Source organism: Viridibacterium curvum (genome assembly GCF_039544165.1).
Classification (GTDB): domain Bacteria; phylum Pseudomonadota; class Gammaproteobacteria; order Burkholderiales; family Rhodocyclaceae; genus Viridibacterium; species Viridibacterium curvum.
In genome coordinates this window covers 327,506-352,073 of the sequence record NZ_BAABLD010000002.1, presented here as the reverse complement: position 1 = coordinate 352,073, position 24,568 = coordinate 327,506, and the positions used below count along the sequence as shown (strand labels likewise).

23 protein-coding genes and 1 tRNA gene are annotated in these 24,568 nt (G+C 62.6%); 11 read left to right on the top strand and 13 right to left on the bottom strand.

Annotation, left to right across the window (positions count from 1 at the left end):
- Positions 1 to 14 precede the first annotated feature (14 nt).
- Complete coding sequence (locus ABEA02_RS02850; protein WP_345531309.1) at positions 15 to 1,532, top strand: fumarate hydratase; 1,518 nt, start codon at positions 15 to 17, stop codon at positions 1,530 to 1,532.
- 60 nt (positions 1,533 to 1,592) lie between these two features.
- Here ABEA02_RS02850 and ABEA02_RS02845 read toward each other — a convergent pair whose 3' ends face one another.
- Both ABEA02_RS02845 and ABEA02_RS02840 read right to left on the bottom strand, forming a co-directional pair.
- On the bottom strand, positions 1,593 to 3,329 hold the full coding sequence (locus ABEA02_RS02845) for a TRAP transporter large permease (protein ID WP_345531308.1): 1,737 nt from the start codon (positions 3,327 to 3,329) through the stop codon (positions 1,593 to 1,595).
- A complete protein-coding gene (locus ABEA02_RS02840) occupies positions 3,326 to 3,937 on the bottom strand; it encodes a TRAP transporter small permease subunit (protein WP_345531307.1) in 612 nt (203 codons plus the stop codon). The genes ABEA02_RS02845 and ABEA02_RS02840 overlap by 4 nt, the downstream gene beginning before the upstream one ends.
- A gap of 182 nt (positions 3,938 to 4,119) precedes the next feature.
- On the opposite strand from ABEA02_RS02840, the gene ABEA02_RS02835 reads away from it, so the two are divergent.
- The 5 genes from ABEA02_RS02835 to ABEA02_RS02815 all read left to right on the top strand — a co-directional run bounded on the left by ABEA02_RS02835 (position 4,120) and on the right by ABEA02_RS02815 (position 9,159).
- Positions 4,120 to 4,761 carry a histidine phosphatase family protein gene (locus ABEA02_RS02835; RefSeq protein WP_345531306.1) on the top strand — a complete coding sequence of 214 codons (642 nt, stop codon included), beginning with the start codon at positions 4,120 to 4,122 and terminating at the stop codon, positions 4,759 to 4,761.
- A 181-nt stretch (positions 4,762 to 4,942) separates the two neighbouring features.
- On the top strand, positions 4,943 to 6,193 hold the full coding sequence (gene glyA, locus ABEA02_RS02830) for a serine hydroxymethyltransferase (RefSeq protein ID WP_345531305.1): 1,251 nt from the start codon (positions 4,943 to 4,945) through the stop codon (positions 6,191 to 6,193).
- A 153-nt stretch (positions 6,194 to 6,346) separates the two neighbouring features.
- On the top strand, positions 6,347 to 6,835 hold the full coding sequence (nrdR, locus tag ABEA02_RS02825; RefSeq protein WP_345531304.1) for a transcriptional regulator NrdR: 489 nt from the start codon (positions 6,347 to 6,349) through the stop codon (positions 6,833 to 6,835).
- A gap of 108 nt (positions 6,836 to 6,943) precedes the next feature.
- Entirely contained in the window at positions 6,944 to 8,038 is a 1,095-nt protein-coding gene (gene ribD, locus ABEA02_RS02820) for a bifunctional diaminohydroxyphosphoribosylaminopyrimidine deaminase/5-amino-6-(5-phosphoribosylamino)uracil reductase RibD (RefSeq protein WP_345531303.1), read from the top strand.
- 107 nt (positions 8,039 to 8,145) lie between these two features.
- Positions 8,146 to 9,159, top strand: coding sequence for a hypothetical protein (locus tag ABEA02_RS02815; protein WP_345531302.1), 1,014 nt, complete (start codon positions 8,146 to 8,148; stop codon positions 9,157 to 9,159).
- A 27-nt stretch (positions 9,160 to 9,186) separates the two neighbouring features.
- Here ABEA02_RS02815 and ABEA02_RS02810 read toward each other — a convergent pair whose 3' ends face one another.
- The 3 genes from ABEA02_RS02810 to serS form a co-directional block, all read right to left on the bottom strand.
- A complete protein-coding gene (locus ABEA02_RS02810; protein ID WP_345531301.1) occupies positions 9,187 to 9,942 on the bottom strand; it encodes a HesA/MoeB/ThiF family protein in 756 nt (251 codons plus the stop codon).
- Between the two features lie 140 nt (positions 9,943 to 10,082).
- A tRNA-Ser gene (locus ABEA02_RS02805) sits at positions 10,083 to 10,172 on the bottom strand.
- Positions 10,173 to 10,215: 43 nt separating this feature from the next.
- Positions 10,216 to 11,505, bottom strand: a complete 1,290-nt coding sequence (gene serS, locus ABEA02_RS02800) for a serine--tRNA ligase (protein ID WP_345531300.1) — start codon at positions 11,503 to 11,505, stop codon at positions 10,216 to 10,218.
- A 186-nt stretch (positions 11,506 to 11,691) separates the two neighbouring features.
- Between serS and ABEA02_RS02795 the strand changes: the two genes are divergently transcribed.
- Positions 11,692 to 11,955, top strand: coding sequence for a hypothetical protein (locus ABEA02_RS02795; RefSeq protein ID WP_345531299.1), 264 nt, complete (start codon positions 11,692 to 11,694; stop codon positions 11,953 to 11,955).
- Here ABEA02_RS02795 and ABEA02_RS02790 read toward each other — a convergent pair.
- From ABEA02_RS02790 to ABEA02_RS02770, 5 genes are all read right to left on the bottom strand, one after another.
- On the bottom strand, positions 11,949 to 13,271 hold the full coding sequence (locus ABEA02_RS02790; protein ID WP_345531298.1) for a replication-associated recombination protein A: 1,323 nt from the start codon (positions 13,269 to 13,271) through the stop codon (positions 11,949 to 11,951). The genes ABEA02_RS02795 and ABEA02_RS02790 overlap by 7 nt on opposite strands.
- Positions 13,272 to 13,345: 74 nt before the next feature.
- Positions 13,346 to 13,636, bottom strand: coding sequence for a GIY-YIG nuclease family protein (locus ABEA02_RS02785; protein WP_345531297.1), 291 nt, complete (start codon positions 13,634 to 13,636; stop codon positions 13,346 to 13,348).
- A gap of 148 nt (positions 13,637 to 13,784) precedes the next feature.
- Complete coding sequence (gene lolA, locus ABEA02_RS02780; protein WP_345531296.1) at positions 13,785 to 14,396, bottom strand: outer membrane lipoprotein chaperone LolA; 612 nt, start codon at positions 14,394 to 14,396, stop codon at positions 13,785 to 13,787.
- 14 nt (positions 14,397 to 14,410) lie between these two features.
- The gene (locus ABEA02_RS02775) at positions 14,411 to 16,714 is read right to left on the bottom strand and encodes a DNA translocase FtsK (RefSeq protein WP_345531295.1); all 2,304 of its coding nucleotides are present in this window, start codon (positions 16,712 to 16,714) and stop codon (positions 14,411 to 14,413) included.
- 163 nt (positions 16,715 to 16,877) lie between these two features.
- Positions 16,878 to 17,549, bottom strand: a complete 672-nt coding sequence (locus tag ABEA02_RS02770; protein ID WP_345531294.1) for a Crp/Fnr family transcriptional regulator — start codon at positions 17,547 to 17,549, stop codon at positions 16,878 to 16,880.
- A 239-nt stretch (positions 17,550 to 17,788) separates the two neighbouring features.
- Between ABEA02_RS02770 and trxB the strand changes: the two genes are divergently transcribed.
- Together trxB and ABEA02_RS02760 are read left to right on the top strand one after the other, a co-directional pair.
- Entirely contained in the window at positions 17,789 to 18,748 is a 960-nt protein-coding gene (trxB, locus tag ABEA02_RS02765; protein ID WP_345531293.1) for a thioredoxin-disulfide reductase, read from the top strand.
- Positions 18,749 to 18,808: 60 nt separating this feature from the next.
- Positions 18,809 to 19,636 (top strand): Smr/MutS family protein, encoded by an 828-nt coding sequence (locus tag ABEA02_RS02760; RefSeq protein WP_345531292.1) that lies wholly within the window; start codon positions 18,809 to 18,811, stop codon positions 19,634 to 19,636.
- Positions 19,637 to 19,677: 41 nt separating this feature from the next.
- On the opposite strand, the gene ABEA02_RS02755 is transcribed toward ABEA02_RS02760, so the two are convergent.
- On the bottom strand, positions 19,678 to 20,091 hold the full coding sequence (locus tag ABEA02_RS02755) for a hypothetical protein (protein ID WP_345531291.1): 414 nt from the start codon (positions 20,089 to 20,091) through the stop codon (positions 19,678 to 19,680).
- 1 nt (position 20,092) lies between these two features.
- On the opposite strand from ABEA02_RS02755, the gene ABEA02_RS02750 reads away from it, so the two are divergent.
- A complete protein-coding gene (locus tag ABEA02_RS02750) occupies positions 20,093 to 21,076 on the top strand; it encodes a glycoside hydrolase family 5 protein (protein WP_345531290.1) in 984 nt (327 codons plus the stop codon).
- Between the two features lie 80 nt (positions 21,077 to 21,156).
- Here ABEA02_RS02750 and ABEA02_RS02745 read toward each other — a convergent pair whose 3' ends face one another.
- On the bottom strand, positions 21,157 to 21,495 hold the full coding sequence (locus tag ABEA02_RS02745; protein WP_345531289.1) for a P-II family nitrogen regulator: 339 nt from the start codon (positions 21,493 to 21,495) through the stop codon (positions 21,157 to 21,159).
- Positions 21,496 to 21,547: 52 nt separating this feature from the next.
- A complete protein-coding gene (locus ABEA02_RS02740; RefSeq protein ID WP_345531288.1) occupies positions 21,548 to 23,155 on the bottom strand; it encodes an NAD+ synthase in 1,608 nt (535 codons plus the stop codon).
- Positions 23,156 to 23,237: 82 nt separating this feature from the next.
- On the opposite strand from ABEA02_RS02740, the gene ABEA02_RS02735 reads away from it, so the two are divergent.
- The gene (locus ABEA02_RS02735; protein ID WP_345531287.1) at positions 23,238 to 24,392 is read left to right on the top strand and encodes a GNAT family N-acetyltransferase; all 1,155 of its coding nucleotides are present in this window, start codon (positions 23,238 to 23,240) and stop codon (positions 24,390 to 24,392) included.
- The last annotated feature ends 176 nt before the right edge of the window (positions 24,393 to 24,568 follow it).

Here is a 24,568-nt window from a genome sequence, read left to right as displayed (position 1 = left end):
TTCCGGAGCAAGCCATGAGCACCATCAAGCAAGCCGACCTCATCGAAAGCGTTGCCGGCGCGCTGCAGTACATCAGCTACTACCACCCGGTGGACTACATCACCAACCTCGCCCGCGCCTACGAGATGGAAGAGAGCCCTGCCGCCAAAGACGCGATGGCGCAGATCCTCATCAACTCGCGCATGGCGGCTGAAGGCCATCGCCCGCTGTGTCAGGACACGGGCATCGTCACCGTCTTCCTGAAGGTGGGGATGAATGTGCGCTGGGAGGGCTTCACGGGCTCGCTGGAAGATGCGGTGAATGAAGGCGTGCGTCAGGCTTATAACTACCCGGACAACAAGCTGCGCGCCTCGGTGCTCGCCGATCCGGCCGGCAAGCGCACCAACACCAAGGACAACACGCCTGCGGTGATCAACGTGAGCATTGTGCCGGGCGATGAGGTAGAGGTGATTGTCGCGGCCAAGGGCGGCGGCTCGGAAGCCAAGTCGAAGTTCGTCATGCTCAACCCTTCGGACTCGATCGTCGATTGGGTCGTCAAGACCGTACCGACCATGGGCGCGGGCTGGTGTCCGCCGGGCATGCTGGGCATCGGCATTGGCGGCACGGCCGAGAAGGCCATGCTGCTGGCCAAGGAAGCGCTGATGGAGCCGATCGACATCCTCGATCTCATCAAGCGAGGCCCCAAAACGCGTGCCGAAGAGCTGCGCCTGGAAATCTACGAGAAGGTGAACGCGCTGGGCATCGGCGCACAAGGCCTCGGCGGCCTCACGACCGTGCTCGATGTGAAGGTGCTCGACTACCCGACACACGCGGCCAATCTGCCCGTGGCGATGATCCCGAACTGTGCGGCCACGCGCCACGCGCACTTCGTGCTCGACGGTTCCGGCCCGGTCTACCTCGACCCACCTTCGCTGGAAGACTGGCCGAAGCTGACTTACGACACCTCGAAGGGTCGCCGTGTGAACCTCGACACCGTGACGCGCGAAGAAGTCGCTTCCTGGAAGCCGGGTGACGTGCTGCTGCTCAACGGCAAGATGCTCACCGGCCGCGACGCTGCGCACAAACGCATGACCGACATGCTCAACAAGGGCGAAGCGCTGCCGGTCGATTTCCGTGGCCGCTTCATCTATTACGTCGGCCCGGTCGACCCGGTGCGCGACGAAGTGGTTGGCCCGGCAGGCCCGACGACGGCGACGCGCATGGACAAGTTCACCGAACAGGTCCTCGCTGAAACCGGTTTGCTGGGCATGATCGGCAAGTCAGAGCGCGGCCCGGCAGCCATCGAGGCCATCAAGAAGCACAAGTCGGTGTACCTCATGGCCGTGGGCGGCGCTGCATACCTCGTTTCCAAGGCAATCAAGGCAGCCCGCGTCGTCGGGTTCGCCGACCTGGGTATGGAAGCCATCTACGAGTTCGAAGTGCAGGACATGCCGGTCACTGTCGCTGTCGATTCGACCGGCATTTCGGTGCACAACACCGGGCCGAAGGAGTGGCAGGCCCGCATCGGCAAGATTCCGGTCACCGTGGCCTGAGTTCCCGCACCCAAAAAAAACCGGCCAATGGCCGGTTTTTTGTTGTCCTGACGACGCGCTTTACTTCCCGCCCAATTGCTTCATCAGGTCGTCATTTCCAGCATCTTCCGCTGCGGGCTCCGACGCCCCGGCCGGTGAGCTCGGCTCATCACCAGTGATCACTGGGGCTTCCATTGCTGGCGCCTCGTCACCGGGGATGTTTATCTCGACCTTGTCGAGATCGACGTCCTGCGCCTTGTCCAGCCCGAAGGTCACCAGCTGCGGGAAGGCAATCACCAGCGCCACCATGATGATCTGGATACCCACGAAGGGCACGGCCCCCCAGTAGATGTCGGTCGTCTTGATGGCCTTGGGTGCGACAGAGCGCAGGTAGAACAGGGCAAAGCCGAACGGCGGGTGCATGAAGCTGGTCTGCATGTTGATGCCCAGCAGCACGCCGAACCAGATCAGGTCGATGCCCAGTTTCTGCGCGACGGGCGCGAGCAGCGGCACGATGATGAACGCGAGTTCAAAGAAGTCGAGGAAGAACGCCAGCACGAAGATCAGCACGTTCACGAAGACCAGGAAGCCGAGCTGGCCGCCGGGCATGTCTGACAGCAGATGTTCGACCCAGATGTGACCATCGATGCCATAGAACGTGAGGCTGAACACGCGCGCGCCGATCAGGATGAACAATACGAAGGTCGAGAGCCGTGCAGTGGACTCCATGGCCTGGCGCAACAAGCCGACATTGAGACGCCTGCGCGCCACCGCCATGACGAGCGCGCCGAGTGCGCCCATTGCGCCACCTTCGGTGGGCGTGGCCACGCCGAGGAAGATGGTGCCCAGCACCAGGAAGATCAGCGCCAGCGGCGGGATCAGCACGAAGGTGAAGCGCTCGGCCATGTTCGATAGCAGGCCCAGCTTGAGGCTGCGGTTGGCGCGCGCCACGACGTAGGCCACGAGCGCCCAGGCACACATGCCGATGACGATGCCTTCATCGGTTGCGACATGCTCGACGACGTCATTGCGCATGAAGGACATGATCGCTTCGGGCCCGCCGGTGAACATGAAACCGACGGCCAGCGTCGACGCCACCAGCACCAGTACGCCCAGCGATCGCAGACCGCTGCGGCCGTCTGCCTCGCGGATGGTGCGCGCCTCTGCCGGCAGGGCGGGCACCCATTGCGGGCGGAACAGCGCCACGCCGATGACGTACAGCACGTAGAGACCGGTCAGCACGAATCCGGGAATGAAGGCGCCCTTGTACATGTCGCCGACCGACTTGCCGAGCTGGTCGGCCATGACGATCAGCACCAGCGAGGGGGGAATGATCTGCGCCAGCGTGCCCGAGGCGGCAATGACGCCGCTGGCGAGGCGCCGGTCGTAGCCATAACGCAGCATGATGGGCAGCGAAATAAGGCCCATCGAGATGACCGACGCAGCCACCACGCCAGTTGTGGCTGCCAGCATGGCACCCACGAAGATGACGGCGAAGGCCAGCCCGCCTCGCACCGGCCCGAACAGCTGTCCGATGGTGTCGAGCAGATCCTCGGCCATGCCGCTGCGCTCGAGAATCAACCCCATGAAGGTGAAGAATGGAATGGCAAGCATGGTGTCATTGCTCATCACCCCCCAGATGCGCGAAGGCATGGCCTGGAACAGGCTGGCAGGCAGCATGCCCAGCTCGATGCCGATGACGCCGAAGATCACGCCGCATGCGGCCAGCGAAAACGCGACAGGATATCCCAGCAACAGCAGCAGAACCATTGCGCCGAACATCAACGGCGCCATGTTGTGGATGAGGAACTCGATCATTTGCCGGTCTCCGCTTCATCTTGCGACAGACCACGTGCGCGACGGATGTCTTCAGCGAGCGCTTCTTCGTCACTCGGGCCTTCATTTGCGGCGACGGGCAAGCTGACTAGGCCCATCAGGAACGCCGCGCGTTTGACGAGTTCGGAAAGCCCCTGCAACAGCAGCAGCGCAAAGCCAACCGGCATGAGCAGGCGCGCGGGCCACAGGACGAGACCACCTTCGCTGGCCGACACTTCACCGCTCTGCCATGAATCGACAAACCAGGGCCAGGACAGCCAACAGATCACGCCCACTACGGGCAGCAGGAAGAACACTGTGCCTAACAGGTCGATCCAGGCTTGCACGCGCTGGCTGAAACGCCCGGTAATCACGTCGATGCGCACATGGGCGTTGCGCAACAGGGCGTGCCCCGCACCGAGCAGGAACACGGCGGAAAACAGATACCACTGGATTTCCAGCAGGCTGTTCGAGCTGGAATTGAAGACCTTGCGCACGATGGCGTTGCCGGCGCTGATCAGCACCATGATCAGGATCAGCCAGACAATGTGTCGTCCGACCCACTCATTGAGGGCATCGATGCCCCGCGAGCACTTCAGTAAAGCCTGCATGTTGTCTCCAGGCGGGCTGCGCAGGTGCCCGCACATGTTTAACAGATCGCGGTTCCGGGCCACGATTCAGGGCGCCAAGGATACTGGCATTAACCCGGCTGCGGAAATTCCCGACAGCCTCTGCTGACCGGCGACATATACTTTGGCCCTTTCCGCCGCTCGCCCTGCTCCGTATTTTCCACATGTCTCCCCTTCACACCCGCATGTGCCTCGTCCGGCACGGTGAAACCGACTGGAACGTCGAGCGCCGTCTGCAAGGCCACGAGGACATCCCCCTCAACGCCACCGGGCGCAGCCAGGCACGCGCCCTTGCCGCGGTGCTCACGAACACTCCGTTCCACGCCATCTACAGTTCCGACCTGCAACGCGCCCTGCACACGGCAGCGGCCGTAGCGGCACCGCGCGGGCAAAAAGTGATTCCCGACAGCACACTGCGCGAGCGGAATTTCGGGATCTTTCAGGGCCACACACGCCAGGAAGCGGAGCAGCTGTTCCCCGAGATGCAGGCGCGTGTCACGCGCCGCGAGCCGGATTTCGTCCCGCCCGAGGGCGAAAGCCTGCGCCAGTGTTACGCCCGCGTCGCCGCCACGCTGGAGACCCTGGCCCAACGCCATGCCGGCCAGCAAATCCTGCTGGTCATGCATGGCGGTGTGCTGGATGCAGCCCGCCGCCACGTTACCGGCATGGCGCTTGACCTGCCACGTAACTTCGAACTGGGTAATGCGGCACTGAACTGGATTGCCCACGAAGCCGGACGCTGGCAGATGCTCAGCTGGAACGACACCGCCCACCTTGGCAACAGTCTGGACGAGCTGCCCGTCTGAGTCCGGCTACGCATGAACAGGATTCATGCAAGTCATGAAAACAATTCGCTTTTCTTCACACAAGACAACACGCCACACTGCCGCTACATTCCGACCAAGCAGCCTGCCAGAGCCCGCCAAATGGCCCAAAGCAGCCCGTCTTGCTATCATTCGCCTTTATTCGTGCACTGCAAAGAAACCCATGTTCTCCAAGCAAAACGTCCTCTCCAAGGTTGATTCCGAACTGTTTGCCGCCGTGTCGGCCGAAAACAAGCGTCAGGAAGACCACATCGAGCTGATCGCCTCTGAAAACTACGTCAGCTGCGCCGTCATGGAAGCCCAGGGCTCGCAACTGACCAACAAGTACGCCGAGGGTTACCCCGGCAAGCGTTACTACGGCGGCTGCGAGCACGTGGACGTGGTGGAACAGATCGCCATCGACCGTCTGAAGAAGCTGTTCGGTGCCGATTGCGCCAACGTGCAGCCCAACTCCGGCTCGCAAGCCAACCAGGCTGTGCTGATGGCCTTCGCCAAGCCCGGCGACACCATCATGGGCATGAGCCTCGCCGAAGGTGGTCACCTCACCCACGGCATGCCCCTCAACCTGTCGGGCAAGTGGTTCAACGTCGTCTCCTACGGTCTCAACGAGAAGGAAGAGATCGACTACGACGCCATGGAAGCCCTGGCTCGTGAGCACAAGCCGCGCATCATCGTCGCCGGTGCCTCGGCCTACGCCCTGCGCATCGATTTCGAGCGCTTCGCAAAGATCGCCAAGGAAGTCGGCGCGATTTTCTGGGTGGACATGGCTCACTACGCCGGCCTCATCGCCGCTGGCATCTATCCGAACCCCGTACCGCACGCTGATGTGGTGACCTCCACGACACACAAGACCCTGCGCGGCCCGCGTGGCGGCGTCATCCTGATGCGTGCCGAGCACGAGAAGGCCATCAACTCGGCCATCTTCCCCGGCCTGCAAGGCGGCCCGCTGATGCACGTGATCGCAGCCAAGGCCGTGGCCTTCAAGGAAGCGGCCACGCCCGAGTTCCGCAAGTACCAGGAGCAAGTGGTGGCCAACGCTCGCGTCATGGCCCGCGTGCTGTCCGAGCAACGCGGCCTGCGCATCGTTTCCAGCCGCACTGAAAGCCACCTGTTCCTGCTCGACCTGCGTCCCAAGAACATCACCGGCAAGGCTGCCGAAGCCGCGCTGGGCAAGGCACACATCACGGTGAACAAGAACGCGATTCCGAAAGATCCGGAAAAGCCCTTCGTGACCTCTGGCATCCGCATCGGCAGCCCCGCGATGACCACACGTGGCTTCACCGAGATTGAAGCTGAGCGAGTGGCCCACCTCATCGCTGACGTACTCGACGCGCCAGAAGATGAAGCCGTGCTCGCCAAGGTACGCGAAGAAGTCAGCGCACTGTGCAAGAAGTTCCCGGTCTACGGAGCTTGAGCTCCGTAGAGTGAGGATAAAGGAGTCAGGAGTGAGGAGTAAAACCATCACGGTATGTACCCCCCAGCCCGATCCGATGCCGCGCAGCGGCGAGGCCGGGCCGTTGCTCCTCACTCCTCACTCCTCACTCCTCACTTTCATGGCGGCCACGCCATGAAATGCCCCTTCTGTAACGCCCCCTCCACGCAAGTCACCGACACGCGCGAAAACGACGAAGGCGACCTCATCCGTCGCCGTCGTCGCTGCGGTGAGTGCGACAAGCGTTTCACCACCTACGAGCGCATCGAGCTCAAGCTCCCCCAGATCGTCAAGAAAAACGGCAGCCGCAGCGAATACGAGCGCGACAAGGTGCTCGGCAGCATGAAACTCGCACTGCGCAAGCGCCCTGTCACCGCCGAAAGCGTCGACAACGCCATCGAACGCATCGAAAGCCGTCTGCTCTCACTGGGCGAGCGCGAAATCCCTTCAGACAAGGTTGGCGAACTGGTCATGCGCGAACTCAAGCGCCTCGACAAGATCGCCTACATCCGCTTCGCCTCGGTCTATCGCAACTTCGAAGACACCGAAGAATTCGCCGAAGTGCTGCGCGAGCTGGAGCCTGCACACAAGGCTGCCAGCAAGCCGCGCACGCGCAAGGCCTGAACCCAGCCGTTCCCTCGCCCGCCTGCGGGAGAGGGTGGCCCGTCAGGGCCGGGTGAGACCAAATCGATCACGCACTCGATCACGCATGACAGACCGCACCACCAAGCCATGATCAACCCGGAATTCATGCACCGTGCTCTGCAGTTGGCTGAACGTGGTCTCTACACAACCACGCCCAATCCCCGCGTTGGCTGCGTCATTGTCAGCCCGGAAGGCAAGGTCATCGGTGAAGGCTTCACGCAACCCGCCGGTCAGAACCACGCAGAAATCCAGGCACTTGAAGACGCTGCGCGACGCGGTCATTCGGTCGAAGGCGCCACGGTCTACGTCACGCTGGAGCCCTGCGCCCACTACGGCCGCACACCGCCCTGCTGCGACGCCCTGATCCGCGCCCGCGTTGGCCACGTCGTCTCGGCCATGCAGGATCCAAATCCACTGGTAGCCGGTCAGGGACTCGCACGTATCGCCGCAGAAGGCATTCACGTTACCCCGAATGTGCTGGCCGACGAAGCCCTCGCGCTCAATCGCGGCTTCGTCAAACGGATGACCCTGGGCACTCCCCTGCTACGCCTCAAGATCGCCGCCAGCCTGGATGGCCGCACGGCAATGGCCAATGGCGAGAGCCAGTGGATTACCGGAGATGCCGCACGTGCCGACGGCCACCATTGGCGCGCACGCAGCTGCGCTGTGCTCACAGGCATCGGCACCGTACTGGCAGACGACCCCCAGCTCAATGTGCGCGCCGTACAAACACCCCGACAGCCCGCCAGGATCGTCGTCGATAGCCAGCTTCGTACACCTTCGACGGCTGCCATCCTGCGGGATGGCAACACCCTGATCGTTACATGTATTGCTGACCCGGGCCGTCATGCTGAACTGCTAGCCAAAGGCGCTGAAATCCTCGCCCTACCCGCCCGGGACGGCCACGTTGCCCCCGATGCATTGATGGAAGCCCTCGGCCAGCGAGGCTACAACGAAGTCCTCGTCGAAGCGGGTAGCCGTCTCAATGGCGCTCTGCTTGCTGCCGGATGCGTGGATGAACTTCTGCTCTACCTCGCACCCAAAGTCCTTGGCAGCGACGCGCGCGGCATGCTCGACTTGCCCGGCCTGGAGCGTCTGGCCGACGCATCGCAATGGGTCTTTGATGACTTCCGCAAGGTCGGTGATGACCTGCGCGTGCTGGCCCACCTGAGCAAAGCCTGAAACAGACCCGAGGGCTTGCGGTCGGGGGCTATCAGTGGTTGACTGGCGCCCCGGCACAGCCCGTCCGCGGTTCCCGGAGACACCCCGCGGAGACAAGAGCCTTTCCAATGATAAAAAAACACACATCCGTCATCGCCACCCTGCTGTACCTGCTGGCTACGTTGATGCCGGCGCAGGCGCAGACGTCGGCAAACCTCCGCGAAATCGTGCTGGGTCCCAGTGATCGCTACACGCTGCCGGAAACGAACGAGTGGCGCCCCGAAGTACTCACCGAAGCCACCGACCGCTTCGCTGACGTACGCGTGCGACCCAAGCAAGGGCAAGCGCTCAGCCTCACCCTCTACTTCCTCGCAGACCCGCTCACGCAAGCCCGTTTCAACACGCCCGATAAAATCGCGGCTACCGTGACGCGCAACGCCGAACCCTCGCTGCGCCAATCCATCGAACGCAAGGTGACGCTATCACCGATCCGCGTGCATGGCAGCTACGGCTCCTTGTCGGTCCTCACGGCTGCCGAGCTACGAGGAGCCCCCGGCGAATTCCGCTACCAGACGCGCGGCATGGTGCGCATCTCTCCCGAGGCCGCCCTCGGCTTCACGCTTCTCAGCAACGCGATCGACACCACCGAGTACCGCCAGGCACTGGACTACATCTACGACTTCATCCAGCGCCCGCGTCCGACTGCCGCCCCGGCGACATCGACCAGACCGCAGCCTGCTGTCGTCGAAGAGCCCCTCCGCAAACCGCCCACAGCGCCGGCGCCGTCCGGTGCGCAACCTGCTACCCAGCAGACGCGGATCCCTGACCCCGTACGAGCGCCAACAGCCCCCTCAGTTGATGCCCCGCTGCCCAAGCCGGTCGCTGAGCCGCCCCCACCCGCGCCAGCGGCGGTTCAACCCGTGCCGCAACCAGCACCCGTACAGCCAGCGCCAGCCCGCATCGAAGCGCCCAAGCCCGTCGCAGCACCGGCACCCACTCCGGCCGCAGCACCGACACCTCCCGCTCCCGCGCCACAACCGGCGCCAGCGGCTCCAGCGCAACGTGCCCCAGGCGACAAACGCGACTGTCTGAATCTGCCGAGCAATGCGGAGATCATCCGGTGCGTGAACTCCCGTCGATGAGCTCCTGAACGCTGCCAGAAGCCGGATCTATTCCGCGGAGCCCGAGCAAATCGGGCAGCCTGCATCCTTGCCGTAACGCAGCGTACGCAGGCTCATGTCGAGTGCGTCAATGACCAGCAGGCGACCCACCATGGACTCGCCGCAGCCCGCTATGAGCTTGAGCGCCTCAGCCGCCTGCATGCTGCCGACGATGCCCGTCAGCGGCGCGAAGATGCCCATGACCGCGCAACGCGTCTCTTCGACGTCTTCGCCATCCGGGAACAGACAGTGATAACAGGGATTTGCACGGTTGCGCAGGTCGAAAGTGCTGAGCTGACCGTCAAAGCGCACTGCAGCGCCGGAAACGAGGGGTTTGGCGTACCTGACGCAGGCGCGGTTGATCGCGTGCCGCGTGGCGAAGTTGTCGCAGCAATCGAGCACCACGTCGGCCTCGGCAATGTGCGCATCCAGCAGTGTGCCTTCGAGACGTTGTGGCAAGGCAATCGTGACGACATCAGGATTGAGCGCGGCGAGCATGTCACGGCCCGATTCGGCCTTGAAGCGGCCGACGGCGTCATTACGATGCAGGATCTGGCGCTGCAGGTTGGTGAGGTCGACCGTGTCGCCGTCAGCGAGGATCAGCGTGCCGACACCTGCAGAGGCGAGGTACATGGCAGCCGGGGAGCCCAGACCGCCAGCTCCGACGATGAGCACACGGGCCTTGCGGATGGCCTCCTGGCCTGCAACGTCAAGCTCGGGCAGCAGGATGTGGCGGGAGTAGCGGAGGAGTTCCTGATCGTTCATGCGGGCGGCTTTCCGATGCTGGAGAGTGCAAAGCCGCCCTCTCCCCCAACCCCTCTCCCGCCGGCGGGCGAGGGGAGCCTTTCGCAGAAAGCCTGAAGGCCAGAAACAAAAATGCCCCTTGCGGGGCATTCAGGTGATCTTGGCGGAGAGGGTGGGATTCGAACCCACGGTAGGCTTGCACCTACGCCTGATTTCGAGTCAGGTACATTCGACCACTCTGCCACCTCTCCGCGAAGCCGCGCATTATAGCGGCACTCTTTCAGTCTGACTAGCTCAGGGGATGAGTTTTTCGAGGCCGCCCATGTACGAACGCAGCGCCTCGGGGATCACCACCGAGCCGTCAGCCTGCTGGTAGTTCTCCAGGACAGCGACGAGTGTGCGACCCACAGCGAGACCAGAGCCGTTGAGGGTGTGCACAAACTCGTTCTTGCCCTGCTCGTTCTTGAAGCGAGCCTGCATGCGGCGGGCCTGGAAGGCCTCGCAGTTGGAGACGGACGAAATCTCGCGGTAGGCGTTCTGCGCAGGCAGCCACACTTCAAGGTCGAAGGTCCTGGTCGCGCCGAAACCCATGTCGCCGGTGCACAGCGCCATGACGCGGTACGGCAATCCGAGCTTCTGCAGAATGGCCTCGGCGTGGCCGACCATCTCTTCCAGCGCTTCGTAAGACTTCTCGGGATGAACAATCTGGACCATTTCGACCTTGTCGAACTGGTGCTGGCGGATCATGCCGCGGGTGTCGCGACCGTAGCTGCCTGCCTCTGAGCGGAAGCACGGCGTGTGGCCGGTGAGCTTGATGGGGAGGTCGGCGGCGGCGACGATTTCGCCGCGCACGGTGTTGGTCAACGTGACTTCGGAAGTCGGGATCAGGTACAGCGCTTCGCCCTCGCCCTCCTGCCCGCCCTTCTTCGCCGCAAACAGGTCGGCTTCGAACTTGGGCAACTGGCCGGTGCCAAGCAGGGATTCTGCATTGACCATGTACGGCGTATAGCACTCGGTGTAGCCGTGCTCAGTGGTCTGCACGTCGAGCATGAACTGGGCGAGCGCACGGTGCAGCCTGGCGATGCCACCCTTCATGAAGGTGAAGCGCGCGCCGGATAGCTTGGCTCCCGTGTCGAAATCCAGACCCAGCGGCGTGCCGACGTCGACATGGTCTTTCACTTCAAACGCGAATTGGGGAATCGCGCCCCACTTGCGCACCTCCACGTTGCCGGTTTCGTCGGTCCCGACGGGCACGGAGGCGTGTGGCAGGTTGGGAATGCGTTGCAGGAAGTCGTTGAGTTTGCCCTGCAGCGCGGCAAGGGCTTCTTCTCCCGCTTTCAGCTCGTCGCCAAGCCCCGCCACTTCGGCCATGACAGCCGAGGCGTCTTCGCCCTTGCCCTTGAGCATGCCGATCTGCTTGGAGAGGCTGTTGCGCTTCGCTTGTAACTCTTGCGTACGCACCTGCAGGGTCTTGCGTTCGTCTTCAAACGCCTGGAAAGCGGCGGTGTCGAGCTGGAACTTGCGTGTCGCGAGCGCCTGGGCAACGGTGTCGAGCTGGGTGCGGAGTAGCTGAATGTCTAGCATGGCTTTTGTGCGTGCTGGGCGCGTTCTGATGTCATTCGAGCGGTGGATTGTCTCAAAAATCAGGGTTTTGGGGCGGAGCTATCGGCAGCCTCTCGCGTCATTGCAAAGCGCTACTGGCGTTCCACCCGCTGGCTGCCTAGCTTGAGTTAACAAAAGACGACATTTGATGCAGGAAGGAGGCCCCAGATGCTCTCTCTTCGCGACTGTCTGGATTACTGCGATCTCACGGAAGAAGAGGTCGAGCTGTTCGCCCTGCACGAACATTTGCCGCACGAAGTCGCTGCGACAGTCGCATGCAGCCTCGTGCAAACCGAAGATGGTGTAGGTCAGATGGACCTATGCCTGGCCGAGATGGTCCAGACCGCGATTCGCGATGGCCAGCTTGCCAAAGCAGAACACGTGCTACACGTGTACGCGCAGTTCCGATCTGCGCACCCGCTCGCTCATTGATCTTCACCTCTCGCGTGTCGATCGAGCCTCCTCAGGTAAGCGAGTTTCTCGGCGATCTTCGCCTCCAGTCCGCGGTCGGTTGGTGAATACCAATCGACTGCGGGCATCCCTTCCGGAAAGTAATCTTCCCCCGCCGCATACGCACCGGGTTCGTCGTGCGCGTAGCGATATTGCTTGCCGTAGCCTAATTCCTTCATGAGCTTTGTCGGCGCGTTGCGCAAGTGCAAGGGCACCGGGCGGCTGCCGTCCTGCTGCACGAAGCGGCGCGCTTCGTTGTACGCCATGTAGGCAGCGTTCGACTTGGCTGCACAGGCAAGGTAGATCACCGCCTGCGCCAGCGTCAGCTCGCCTTCGGGTGAGCCCAGGCGCTCATAGGTCTCGCAGGCATCCAGCGCGATGCGCAACGCGCGCGGATCGGCAAGGCCGATGTCTTCACTGGCCATGCGCACGATGCGACGACCCAGGTAGAGCGGATCAGCGCCGCCGTCGAGCATGCGTACGAACCAGTACAGCGCGGCATCAGGATTGGAGCCGCGCACCGATTTGTGGAGCGCAGAGATCTGGTCGTAGAAAGCCTCGCCACCCTTGTCGAAGCGCCGCAGGTTCTGCGCCAGCGTGCTCTCGACGAATGCGCCGTCCAGTTCGCTGACCTTGGCCGCGCCCGCAGCGGTACGCAGGGTTTCAAGCACGTTGAGGAAGCGCCGTGCATCGCCATCGGCCCAACCGATCAGGCGATCACGCGCTTCATCCGTGAAGCGCAACCCATTCAGCGCTTCGCTGAGTGCGCGGCTGAACAGCTGCTGCATTTCGGCCGGCTTGAGACTGTCGAGCACATATACCGAGGCGCGTGACAGCAGCGCGGAGTTCACCTCGAACGAGGGATTCTCGGTCGTCGCGCCAATGAAAGTGACGAGCCCGGATTCAACATAAGGCAGGAAGGCATCCTGCTGCGCCTTGTTGAAGCGATGCACTTCATCGACAAACAGGATGGTGTGCCGTCCGCTACGCGCCTTGCTCGCCTCGGCCTGCGTCATGGCCTCGCGAATGTCCTTGACGCCGGAAAACACGGCGGACAAAGCCAGGAACTCGGCGTCGAAATGCGTCGCCATGAGCCGCGCCAGGGTGGTCTTGCCCACCCCGGGCGGCCCCCACAGGATCATCGAGTGCGGCTTGCCCGACTCGATGGCGAGACGCAGCGGCTTGCCCACCCCGAGCAGGTGCGACTGGCCGACAACCTCGCTGAGCGTTTTGGGACGCAACTGCTCGGCAAGTGGGACATTGCCGGCGGGCTGCTGATCGGCGAAGAGGTCGTCCATGAAAAGGGGAAACCGGTTGTTAAGACGTCATTCCCGCGCAGGCGGGAATCCACAGCGCGTCGCTTGCGACGCAATCAGCCGCAGATATCGGGCCACAAGTCCCGCCATGCTGGATTGTGCTCGGCAATGAGTTGCAATTTCCAGAGTCGGTTCCATTTCTTGAGCTGCTTTTCGCGCGTGATGGCGGACAGCATGTCAGCGTACTGCTCAAAGTAAACAAGCTGATGCACCCGGTATCGCTTTGTAAAACCTTCGACCACGTCCTGCTTGTGCTCCCAGACTCGTTTGACGAGATCACTGGTCACGCCGATGTACAGAGTCCCTTCTTTGCCGCTGGAGAGGATGTAGACGGCTGGTTGTCGCATTGACGATCACTCGCCTGCGGCTCGCCTGTGGATTCCCGCGTCCGCGGGAATGACGGGAGCGTCGCCACGGCGCATGTCTGTCATTCCCGCGGACGCGGGAATCCACAGAGCGTCGCTTGCGACGCAAAGCGCGCCATAAACAGGGGACTCACTCACCCACCACGTCCGCCCCCTTGGGCGGCGTGAAGCGGAAGTTGTCCGCACCCAGCGAGGGATTTCGCTCGAAAGATGCGAACGTCAGCATGGTCGTCTGGCCGAAGTTGTCGCGCACTTCCATGGCTTGCGGCAGGCCGCCCTTGAAGCCGATGCGCACGCGCTCGAAGCCGGCTTCCGTGGTCTTTGGCGTAGCGTCCAGCCAGGCGAGGCCATCCTGTTCGCCAGCGTCTTTCAGTGTGAAGTTCTTGTCGAGGTCGTCGTCCCCTGCCAGCAGCGCGGCCGGGCTGGCGCCGAGCGCGCTCCCCATGGGCTTCACGACAACCTGGTTGAGATCCTTGTCCCAGGTCCACAGCTTGCTGCCATCACCCACGATGAGCTGGCTGTAGGGCTTCTCGTAGGTCCAGCGGAACTTGCCGGGGCGCTGGAACAACATGCTGCCGCTGGCCTTCTGGCCAGCCTTGCCGCTCTTGCTGATGACGTTCTGCGTGAAGGTCGCCCGGGCTGTCCTGGTGCCGTTGAGGAACTGGTGGAGTTGTTCGATACCACCTGCAAGGGCATGCGTGGCTGCGAACATGCAGAGTGCGGCAACAAGCGTTTTTTTCATCGTCATTCCGGGGTTCATTCCTCGCGCGGCGCAGGCGCGATCACTTCGCGGTTGCCGTTGGCGCTCATGGCCGATACGACACCGGACTTTTCCATCTGTTCAATCAATCGCGCAGCGCGGTTGTAACCGATGCGCAGATGACGCTGGACCAGCGATATCGAAGGCCGCCGCGTCTTGACGACAATTTCGACGGCCTGGTCGTAAAGCGGGTCGGATTCGCCATCACCGGCTTCACCACCCGCCGTCTCCATAGACATTTCGCCGCCGCCCTCTTCCGCACCACTGAGAATGCCTTCGATGTAGTCCGGCTGGCCGGTAGTCTTGAGATACTCGACGACCTTGTGCACTTCCTTGTCATCGACAAAGGCGCCGTGCACGCGTGTCGGCATGCCGGTGCCCGGTGCGAGGTAGAGCATGTCGCCCATGCCCAACAGGGACTCCGCCCCCATCTGGTCAAGGATGGTGCGCGAGTCGATCTTGCTCGAAACCTGGAAGGCCATGCGCGTCGGGATATTGGCCTTGATGAGACCCGTGATCACGTCGACCGAAGGGCGCTGCGTGGCGAGCACGAGATGTATGCCGGCGGCACGTGCTTTCTGGGCAAGGCGGGCGATAAGCTCTTCGATTTTCTTGCCGACCACCATCATGAGATCCGCCAGCTCGTCGATGACAACGACGATCATCGGCATCTGGTTCAACGGCTCGGGATTCTCTGGCGTCAGCGAGAAAGGATTCGCCAGCGGCTTGCCGGCCTTCTGCGCTTCCACAATCTGCTTGTTGTAGCCCGCGAGGTTACGCACGCCCATGGCCGACATCAGCTTGTAACGACGCTCCATCTCGCCCACACACCAGTTGAGCGCATGGCCGGCGTGGCGCATGTCGGTCACGACGGGTGCCAACAGGTGCGGAATGCCCTCGTAGATCGACAGCTCCAGCATTTTCGGGTCGATGAGGATCAGCCGCACCTTGTCGGGTTCGGACTTGTAGAGCAGCGACAGGATCATCGCGTTGATGCCCACCGACTTGCCCGAACCCGTCGTACCGGCGACCAGCAGGTGAGGCATCTTGGCAAGGTCGGCCACCATGGGATTGCCACCGATATCCTTGCCCAGTGCCACGGTCAGCGGCGAAGGATTATCCGCATAGACGCGCGAGCCGACGATCTCGGACAGGCGCACGGTCTGCCGTTTGGGGTTGGGAATCTCCATACCCATGCAGGCCTTGCCGGGGATGGTTTCAACCACGCGGATGCTCATCACGGACAACGCACGCGCCAGATCCTTGACAAGGTTGACGATCTGGCTGCCCTTCACGCCCGTGGCGGGCTCGATCTCGAAGCGCGTGATGACCGGGCCCGGATAGGCGGCCAGCACCTTCACTTCGACACCAAAGTCGGCAAGCTTGGTTTCGATGAGACGCGAAGTGTATTCAAGGGATTCGACCGAAGGCGGCTCCACATCGCTGGAGGCCGGGTCGAGCAAAGACAGCGTCGGCAAGCCACCCACCGGCAGCTCGCCGAACAGGGATTGCTGCACCAGTTTTTCAGGCTTGTCCTTGCCCTTGGCGGGCTCGATGATCACCGGCTCGATGTGGATATTGACCTTGGGCTTCTCTTCGCGCTTCTTGCGCGCCTTCTGCACCTTCTCTTCGCGCACTTCCGCGACTTCCTGACCCGCGCGACGATCCTGCCAGGCCTGGTACTGGGCACGGACCCACAACGCGGACGTCTCCAGCGCAAGCCCCAGCTTCTCTAGCGCCGACAACCAGGAAAAACCACCGAAAACCGACAAGCCACCGGCAAACAGGCTCAGCAGAATCATCGTGCTGCCCGTGAAACCAAGGTATTGCATCGAGAGGCGACTGATTTCGACACCGATAACGCCACCCGGCAGATCGGGCAACATCGCTTTGCTGGAATGGAAGCGCAGGGCTTCAATGCCGCAGCTCGACAACAGCACGACAGCGAATCCAGCGATCACGATCAGGAAGGAACGTCGATCCCCCGCCAGCTCACTGCGTAGACGACCACCGAAGAACAGGCCCCAGAACAGGAACAGCACCACCCACCAGGCCGAGCTGCCCAGCAACAACAGGAGGAGATCTGCCAGCCAGGCACCGAAACGACCGCCGGGGTTGTGGATGACACCAGGCCCGACGGCATTCGACCAGCCCGGATCGCCCTTGTCGTACCCGAACAGGATCATGGCCACGTAAGCCCCGACAACGGCGAGCACGAGCCAGCGGGCCTCGCGCAGCAAGGCACCGATCTTCTCGGGAAGGGGGACCGAAGCCTGCGAGTTGGCAAATCTGAAAAGCATGGGCGACGGGGCGGCGGAAAGTTGGCGGATTATAGCGCCATGCCACTCAGCCGACCGGACCACCGGGCGAACACCGGGCAGAAGGCGTCAGGGCGTGAACCCATTGAAAAACAAAGGGCCGCAGAGAGAACTCTCGCGGCCCGCGCACCGATATGCAGAGAGCTCAGACAGAGTGGATCTGCTCGTAGAGCACCACGCCGGAGTCGGTCTCGTTGATGAGGCCACGAGTCTGCAGATCCTTCATGACACGGGAGACCATTTCGCGCGATGCGCCGATCATCTTGGCGATGTCCTGCTTGGAGATCTTCTTACGCACGATGGTCTCTTCGCCCACCTTTTCGGCCATGTCCAGCAGCAGGCGTGCCACGCGGCCGTAGACGTCCATCAAAGCCAGACTTTCGATCTTGCGGTCGGCGTCGCGCAGACGCTTGGCCAGGCTGCCCATGATGCGCAGCGAGAGCTCGAAGTTCTCTTGCAGGATGCGGCGGAAATCCGCTTGCGCAATCACCACCAGATCGACGGCCGAGACAGCGGTCACCGTGGCCGAGCGCGGCTCTTCATCAACCACGCCCATTTCGCCAAAGATGTCGCCCTGCCCGATCATGGTCAGGATGACTTCGCGGCCGTCCTCGTCGCTCACCACGACCTTGAGGTTGCCGTTCAGCACGAAATACACGTTGTCGGTATTGTCCCCGGCCAGTACGACGGCGGTGCCGCGGGTGACCCGGCGCAGGGTGGCGCAGCGGGAGACCGTTTCCAGACGTTCCGGGGCGATGCCCTGGAACATCGGGAGGGTTCGCAAAGCTGTTACCGAAACGTTATTCGAGTGCAACATTTCTTCATTCTCCTGAGAACTGCTTCCTTGACCTCGGCCAACCCGCGTCCTGCTTTGGCCGCAGTATAGATGAACGGTCGCATCCGCAGGGATCTTGAGCTTTCAAGGCGAATCCACCTGCGCCCCGGATATCAGGATTACCTCTCGCTATAGCCACGATGGCCAGTTGACCAGTCGACGGCAGATATAATCGGATTCACAAAACACCCCCAAACTCCAAAGTCCTGCAGGAATCCGCCATGAGTACCGCAAGCCAGCACCACTCCCTGATCATCCTCGGCGCCGGGCCCGCCGGTTACTCCGCAGCGGTCTACGCAGCGCGTGCCAACCTGAAGCCGGTCCTCATCACTGGCCTTGCCCCGGGTGGTCAGCTCATGACGACGACTGAGGTCGACAACTGGCCCGCCGATGCCGATGGCGTGCAGGGGCCGGACCTGATGGCGCGCTTCGAAAAGCACGCTACCCGCTTCAACACCGAACTGATCTACGACCACATCCACACCACGAAACTCACCGAGCGACCTTTCACACTCGTGGGTGACAGCGGCACCTACACCTGCGACGCATTGATAATCGCCACCGGCGCTACCGCCAAGTACCTCGGCCTGCCCTCGGAAGAGAAGTTCGCCGGCCGCGGTGTGTCGGCCTGTGCGACCTGTGACGGCTTCTTCTACCGCAACCAGGAAGTCGCCGTGGTCGGCGGCGGCAACACCGCTGTCGAAGAAGCCCTGTACCTCGCGAACATCGCCAGCAAGGTGACCCTGGTGCACCGTCGCGACAAGTTCAAGGCCGAAGCCATCATGGTCGACAAGCTGATGGAGCGCGTGAAGGAGGGCCGTATCAAGCTCGAACTCGATTCGACGCTGGACGAAGTGCTGGGCGACAACAGCGGCGTGACTGGCATGCGCATCAAGCGCGTGAAGACCGGTGAGACGGTGGACGTAACACTCAACGGCGTGTTCATCGCCATCGGCCACGCGCCGAATACCGAGATCTTCAAGGGGCAGCTGGAGATGGACGAAACCGGCTACCTCGTCACCCAGATGGGTCGCAATGGCAACGCAACGCAGACCAGCATTCCCGGGGTTTTCGCTGCCGGCGACGTGCAAGACCACGTCTATCGTCAGGCCGTCACCAGCGCTGGTACGGGCTGCATGGCAGCACTTGATGCCGAGCGCTATCTCGACAACCTGAAGTAAGTCAGGAACCGTTGGCGTCGGTCGGTTGACCCACTGACGCCAACCCCACCTGAGGGGCACATGGAAATGTCCCGCAACAAGCTCCCTTCCCTCGCAGAAGTCCGACGTCGGCTCAAACAGCCGTCTGCACCTGTTGCCGCACCGGTTGCCGACGACGCAGCCCTGTTCCGCCAGGCCACGGCCGGCACGACCGAGATTGCCCGATCCGACCGCGTGGAGTTGCGTCGTGGTCCGGCGCCCAAGCCCGTACCCCGCCCGCGAATCCCTGAAGAAGCGCCCGAGCCCCCCAAGGCACCGCGTGCGGACAACCCGCTGGCCCTGCCCGACACCTGGTTCGACAACACGACCGTTCCCCTTGGCAGCAGTGAGGATCAGGCACTTGCGCGCGCACTGCAGGGCGTCAAGCCCATCCAGACGGATCGCGTCGTCAAGGAAACGCCCAAACCGCGCCCGCTCCCCATCCAGCACGAACGCGACGAGCAAGCCGCGCTGGCCGAATCGATCTACGCGCCAACGCCGCTCGACCTCGTGCTGGAAGGCGGCGATGAGTTGCATTACCTCAAGGAAGGCATGCCGCGCAGCATGCTGCGTGACCTGCGGCGCGGCCGTTGGGTGGTGGAAGCCGAACTTGACCTGCACGGCGCCAACCGCGATCAGGCACGCGACATCCTCGCAGCGGCCTTCGCACAGTGGCGCAAGCAGGATATCCGCTGCGTGCGAATCATCCACGGCAAGGGCCTCGGCTCGCCGGGCAAGGAGCCCGTCCTCAAGAAGCTCGTTGCAGGCTGGCTGACCAACTACGCCGACGTGCTGGCCTATGCCCAGGCGCGCGTGCATGACGGTGGCGCTGGCGCGCTGCTGGTGCTGATGCGTTCCAGCCGCCGCTGACCGGTTGTCGCGACAGGGCGCGGCCCGTCGTACCACAGCGCTTAACGCGCCGCAGGCGCCGGAAAATCGCCTCCATAGCAAAAATACCCTGAGGTCGATGCCATGCAGTTTTCCTTGCGGACCCCGCTCGTCATTGCGGGACTAGTCAGTCTTTGCGCCTGCGGCGGCGGAGGCTCGGGCGGTGGTGGCGGTGGTACTGGCGGTACCGGCGCAAGCACATCAAGCAGCAGTACCTCGACAGCTTCGGGCAGCGCCTCCTCGAAGTCGTCCAGCTCTTCCAGCCTTGCCTCTTCCAGCCTTGCTTCGTCCAGCCTTGCTTCGTCCAGCCTCGCCTCGTCACTGGCCAGCAGCAGCGCCGTCAGCAGCTCCAGCGCCTCTTCAAGCAGCAGTGTGTCGTCCTCAGTCGCATCGAGCTCATCCAGCGCCTCGAAGACTTCCAGCTCCGCATCAAGCACCGTGTCGTCGTCCAGCTCGTCATCAAGTCAGGCCAGCAGCGCGAACAGCGGCCTGCTTTATCGTGGCGTCAGCCTGGCTGGTGCGGAGTTCGGCGAAGGCTCGCTGCCCGGCACCTACAACACGCATTATGTTTATCCGAATCAGGGCGAAGTCGACTACTTCCTTGGCAAGAAGATGAACGTCGCTCGCCTGCCCTTCCGCTGGGAACGACTGCAGCCCAACCTCAACACGGCATTCGACAGCACCGAACTGGGCCGCCTGGATACCTTCGTGGTAGCTGCCACCGCCAAGGGCATGAACGTCGTGCTCGACCCGCACAACTACGCGCGCTGGTACGGCAACCTGGTGGGCAGCAGCGGCTTGCCCAACAGCGCCTTCGCCGACTTCTGGAGTCGTCTCGCCGCGCGCTACAAGAGCAATCCACGCGTGATCTTCGCGCTCATGAACGAGCCACACGACATGAGTACCGAAACCTGGCTGAGTGCTGCGAACGCAGCCATTGCCGCGATCCGTGCGGCCGGTGCGAGCAATCTCATCCTCGTGCCGGGCAATGCCTGGACGGGCGCACACAGCTGGAGTCAGAACTGGTACGGCACAGCCAACGCAAGCGTGATGCTGGGCGTGGTCGACAGCGGCAACAACTACGCCTATGAAGTGCACCAGTACCTCGACGGTGACAGCTCCGGCACTTCGGCCAGCTGCAACAGCACTACCATCGGGTCGGAACGTCTTGCCAACTTCACCAGCTGGCTCAAGACCAACAACCGCAAGGGCTTCCTTGGCGAATTCGCAGGCGGCAACAACGCCACATGCCAGGCCGCGATCGGCAACATGCTCTCGCACCTGGAATCGAACAAGGACGTCTGGATCGGCTGGACCTGGTGGGCAGCCGGCCCTTGGTGGGGCAGCTACATGTTCACGCTGGAACCATCCGGCAGCACCGATGCACCCCAGATGAGCTGGCTGGCGCCCTATCTGCCCTGACGCAGTCGAGCCAAAACAAAAAGCCGCCCGAGGGCGGCTTTTTCATCTCAGCGACAGGCCCCATTCAGGGACCGGAACAATCAGATCGCGTCTTCGCCGGTCTCACCGGTACGGATGCGGATCACCTGCTCGACGCTGGTGACAAAGATCTTGCCGTCGCCGATCTTGCCGGTGCGGGCCGATTTGATGATGGCTTCGATGGCTTGTTCGACGATACCGTCCTGAATGATGACTTCCACCTTGATCTTGGGCAGAAAGTCGACAACGTACTCGGCGCCGCGGTACAGCTCGGTGTGGCCCTTCTGGCGGCCAAAACCTTTCACTTCCGTCACGGTCAGGCCAGTGATGCCAACTTCGGACAGAGCTTCACGCACTTCGTCGAGTTTGAACGGCTTGATGACGGCTTCGATCTTCTTCACGGTGTTGCCTCCGGTAAATGCGTGTCCCGATGTGTTGCGTCGGGATATTACTTCAATAAGCGCCCGAATAGCGATTGGTGATCGGGTAGCGCCAGTCCTTGCCGAAGCCGCGTCGGGTCACGCGAATGCCCACCGGTGCCTGACGACGTTTGTACTCATTGCGCCGGATCATGCCGATGACGCGCCGCACATCGTGCTCGCTGTAACCGCGCGCGATGATCTCGCGGGGGCTCTCATCGCGCTCCATGTAGGCCTCGATGATGGCATCCAGCACTTCGTACGGGGGTAGCGAATCCTGGTCCTTCTGGTCCGGCCGCAACTCGGCTGAGGGCGGGCGGTCGATGATGTTCTCGGGAATCACCGGTGAGAGGGTGTTGCGATAGCGCGACAGGCGATAGACGAAGGTCTTGAGGATGTCCTTGATGACTGCGAATCCGCCAGCCATATCGCCATACAGGGTCGCGTAGCCGACAGCCATTTCGCTCTTGTTGCCCGTGGTCAGCACGATGCTGCCGAACTTGTTCGACAGCGCCATCAGGTTCACGCCACGGATGCGGGCCTGGATGTTCTCTTCGGTCGTGTCCGGCGCACGACCTTCGAAAAGCGGCTGCAGCGCAGAGCCGAACACCTCCATGGCAGGCACAATGGAAAGCTCGTCGTAACGCACACCGAGCGCTGCAACAATGGCACGCGAGTCGTCGAGACTCATCTGCGCGGTGTAGGGCGAAGGCATCATCACGGCGCGCACCTTGTCGGCACCCAGCGCATCCACCGCCACACATAGCGTCAGTGCAGAATCGATGCCGCCAGAAAGGCCGATGAGCGCACCGGGGAAGCCATTCTTGCCGACATAGTCCCGCACGCCCAATTTCAGCGCTTCGTAAACTTCCGCCTCGATGCTGCGTGGCTTGACCTGCACATTGCTGCGGAACCGGCCGTTCTCGAAACTCACGACGTCGACGCGCGACTCGAAAGACGGAGCCTGATAGGAGAGCTGGCCACCGCTATCGAGCGCAAAGGAAGCGCCGTCGAACACCAGCTCGTCCTGCCCGCCGACGAGGTTGCAGTAGAGCACCGCCATGCTGGAGCCCGCCATGCGCTCGCGCAGCACGTCGTAGCGCTCGAGCTGCTTTTCCATGTGATAAGGCGACGCATTGAGCACCAGCAGGAGCTCGGCCCCCGCACGCGCTGCTGATTCGGCCGGACCATTGCCCCACACATCCGCACAGATGTTGACGGCGACACGCACACCCTTGCAATCGAACAGCAGGCTCTCGTCGCCCGGCTCGAAGTAACGGACTTCGTCGAAGACTTCGTAGTTGGGCAGACGCTGCTTGCGATACACCTCTGCGATCTGGCCGTCACGCAACAATGCAGCGGCGTTGTAGCAGTACTCGCCTTCGCGCAAGGGGAAGCCCACGACCAGGTCGATGCCCACAGTTGAAGCAGCCAGAGCCTTCAGCTCGACAGCGCAGTCCGCGTAAAAATCCGGTCGCGTCAGAAGGTCTTCAGGAGGATAGCCGCAGAGTCCCAACTCGGGCGACAACAGGATGTCGGCCCCGGCCTCACGCGCTTCCAGTGCGGCAGCCTTGAGTCTGGCCGCATTGCCGGCAAGATCTCCTACGACACTGTTGATCTGGGCGACTGCGATGCGAAGCATGGGAAAAGCCTGTCTGTTGCATTGAACAAGGGTGAAACTATACCGTGTCGTGGTTCTTCGTTCCGCACGCCGCAGCCCACCGATGTCCACCGCTACACCCGGTTTCCGCCTCGTCCCGCATATCCGCGAGATTCCACCCATGCAGTGGGACGCCTTGCACGACGGCCAGTGCTTCGTTCGCCACGCCTTCCTGGCTGCGCTGGAGGCCTCGGGCAGCGTCGGTGCACAAACGGGCTGGACACCGGCTCATGCCACCCTGTGGGACGGCGACACGCTGATCGCCGCCGCACCGGCCTACCTCAAGACGCACTCATGGGGCGAGTATGTCTTTGACTGGGCCTGGGCCGAGGCCTATGAACGGCATGGTCTGCCCTACTACCCCAAGTGGCTGTGTGCCATCCCCTTCTCGCCAGTGCCGGGCGCCCGTTTGCTGGCCCGCGACGAGACGGCGCGGCGGCAGTTGCTGGCGGCCATGCTGGACCAGGCGATCGACGACGAGCGCTCTTCCCTGCACCTGCTGTTCTGCGACGCAGCCAGCCGTGAAGCCGCCAGAGCGGCCGGCTTGATGCTCCGTCACAACGTGCAGTTCCATTGGCAAAACCGCGGCTACGGTGATTTCGAGCACTTCCTCGCCAGCCTTGCGTATGACAAACGCAAAAAGATACGTCAGGAACGCCGCAAGGTGACCGAAGCCGGTGTCGTGATGGCAACGCGCGAAGGCCGTCACATCAGCGACGAGGACTGGGACTTCTTCTACCGCTGCCACACGATGACCTACGCCCTGCACGGCGGCCGTCCCTACCTGACGCGCGCCTTCTTCAGGGCGCTGGCGGACAGCCTGCCTGAGTGCTGCGTAATGATCATCGCTTCGCGCGACGGTCAGCCTGTTGCCAGCAGCCTGCTGCTGCGCGACACCAACGTGCTTTACGGCCGCTACTGGGGCGCAATGGAGCGCATATCCTGTCTGCACTTCGAGGCCTGCTACTACACCCCCATCGAGTACGCGATTACGCAGGGTCTGCATAGCTTTGAGGGCGGCGCACAGGGTGAGCACAAGCTTGCACGCGGACTCGATCCCGTCGACACGCATTCGCTGCACTGGATTGCCGATGCCGATTTCCGCGACGCGATCGGCCGCTTCCTGCAGCGCGAGGCGGATGGCATGGCGCGCTACGTCGACGAACTGGGCGAACACACGGCCTACCGTCACGCGCAAGGCCAGCCACAGCTGCCCTGATTGCGGCACTGCGACACGACCTCAGCGTGAGGAAGGCGCAAGAGCGCCTAGGGAAACTCCTGAGCGGCGCGCCCCGGGCGCGGATGGTAGCGTTGGCGCAGCGGACGGGCCCGCGATTCGAGGGAAGGTCACAAAGTACCGCCCCACCCCTTCCGCCAACGCTACCGTGGAGGAGT

Coding starts and splice junctions, on each gene's coding strand:
- ribD (WP_345531303.1), top strand. CDS start 6,944: ATGATCAACCCGGAATTCATGCACCGTGCTCTGCAGTTGGCTGAACGT.
- trxB (WP_345531293.1), top strand. CDS start 17,789: ATGAGTACCGCAAGCCAGCACCACTCCCTGATCATCCTCGGCGCCGGG.
- ABEA02_RS02850 (WP_345531309.1), top strand. CDS start 15: ATGAGCACCATCAAGCAAGCCGACCTCATCGAAAGCGTTGCCGGCGCG.
- serS (WP_345531300.1), bottom strand. CDS start 11,505: ATGCTAGACATTCAGCTACTCCGCACCCAGCTCGACACCGTTGCCCAG.
- ABEA02_RS02835 (WP_345531306.1), top strand. CDS start 4,120: ATGTCTCCCCTTCACACCCGCATGTGCCTCGTCCGGCACGGTGAAACC.
- ABEA02_RS02760 (WP_345531292.1), top strand. CDS start 18,809: ATGGAAATGTCCCGCAACAAGCTCCCTTCCCTCGCAGAAGTCCGACGT.
- ABEA02_RS02840 (WP_345531307.1), bottom strand. CDS start 3,937: ATGCAGGCTTTACTGAAGTGCTCGCGGGGCATCGATGCCCTCAATGAG.
- ABEA02_RS02845 (WP_345531308.1), bottom strand. CDS start 3,329: ATGATCGAGTTCCTCATCCACAACATGGCGCCGTTGATGTTCGGCGCA.
- ABEA02_RS02740 (WP_345531288.1), bottom strand. CDS start 23,155: ATGCTTCGCATCGCAGTCGCCCAGATCAACAGTGTCGTAGGAGATCTT.
- glyA (WP_345531305.1), top strand. CDS start 4,943: ATGTTCTCCAAGCAAAACGTCCTCTCCAAGGTTGATTCCGAACTGTTT.
- ABEA02_RS02770 (WP_345531294.1), bottom strand. CDS start 17,549: ATGTTGCACTCGAATAACGTTTCGGTAACAGCTTTGCGAACCCTCCCG.
- ABEA02_RS02775 (WP_345531295.1), bottom strand. CDS start 16,714: ATGCTTTTCAGATTTGCCAACTCGCAGGCTTCGGTCCCCCTTCCCGAG.
- ABEA02_RS02795 (WP_345531299.1), top strand. CDS start 11,692: ATGCTCTCTCTTCGCGACTGTCTGGATTACTGCGATCTCACGGAAGAA.
- ABEA02_RS02785 (WP_345531297.1), bottom strand. CDS start 13,636: ATGCGACAACCAGCCGTCTACATCCTCTCCAGCGGCAAAGAAGGGACT.
- lolA (WP_345531296.1), bottom strand. CDS start 14,396: ATGAAAAAAACGCTTGTTGCCGCACTCTGCATGTTCGCAGCCACGCAT.
- ABEA02_RS02735 (WP_345531287.1), top strand. CDS start 23,238: ATGTCCACCGCTACACCCGGTTTCCGCCTCGTCCCGCATATCCGCGAG.
- ABEA02_RS02815 (WP_345531302.1), top strand. CDS start 8,146: ATGATAAAAAAACACACATCCGTCATCGCCACCCTGCTGTACCTGCTG.
- nrdR (WP_345531304.1), top strand. CDS start 6,347: ATGAAATGCCCCTTCTGTAACGCCCCCTCCACGCAAGTCACCGACACG.
- ABEA02_RS02790 (WP_345531298.1), bottom strand. CDS start 13,271: ATGGACGACCTCTTCGCCGATCAGCAGCCCGCCGGCAATGTCCCACTT.
- ABEA02_RS02810 (WP_345531301.1), bottom strand. CDS start 9,942: ATGAACGATCAGGAACTCCTCCGCTACTCCCGCCACATCCTGCTGCCC.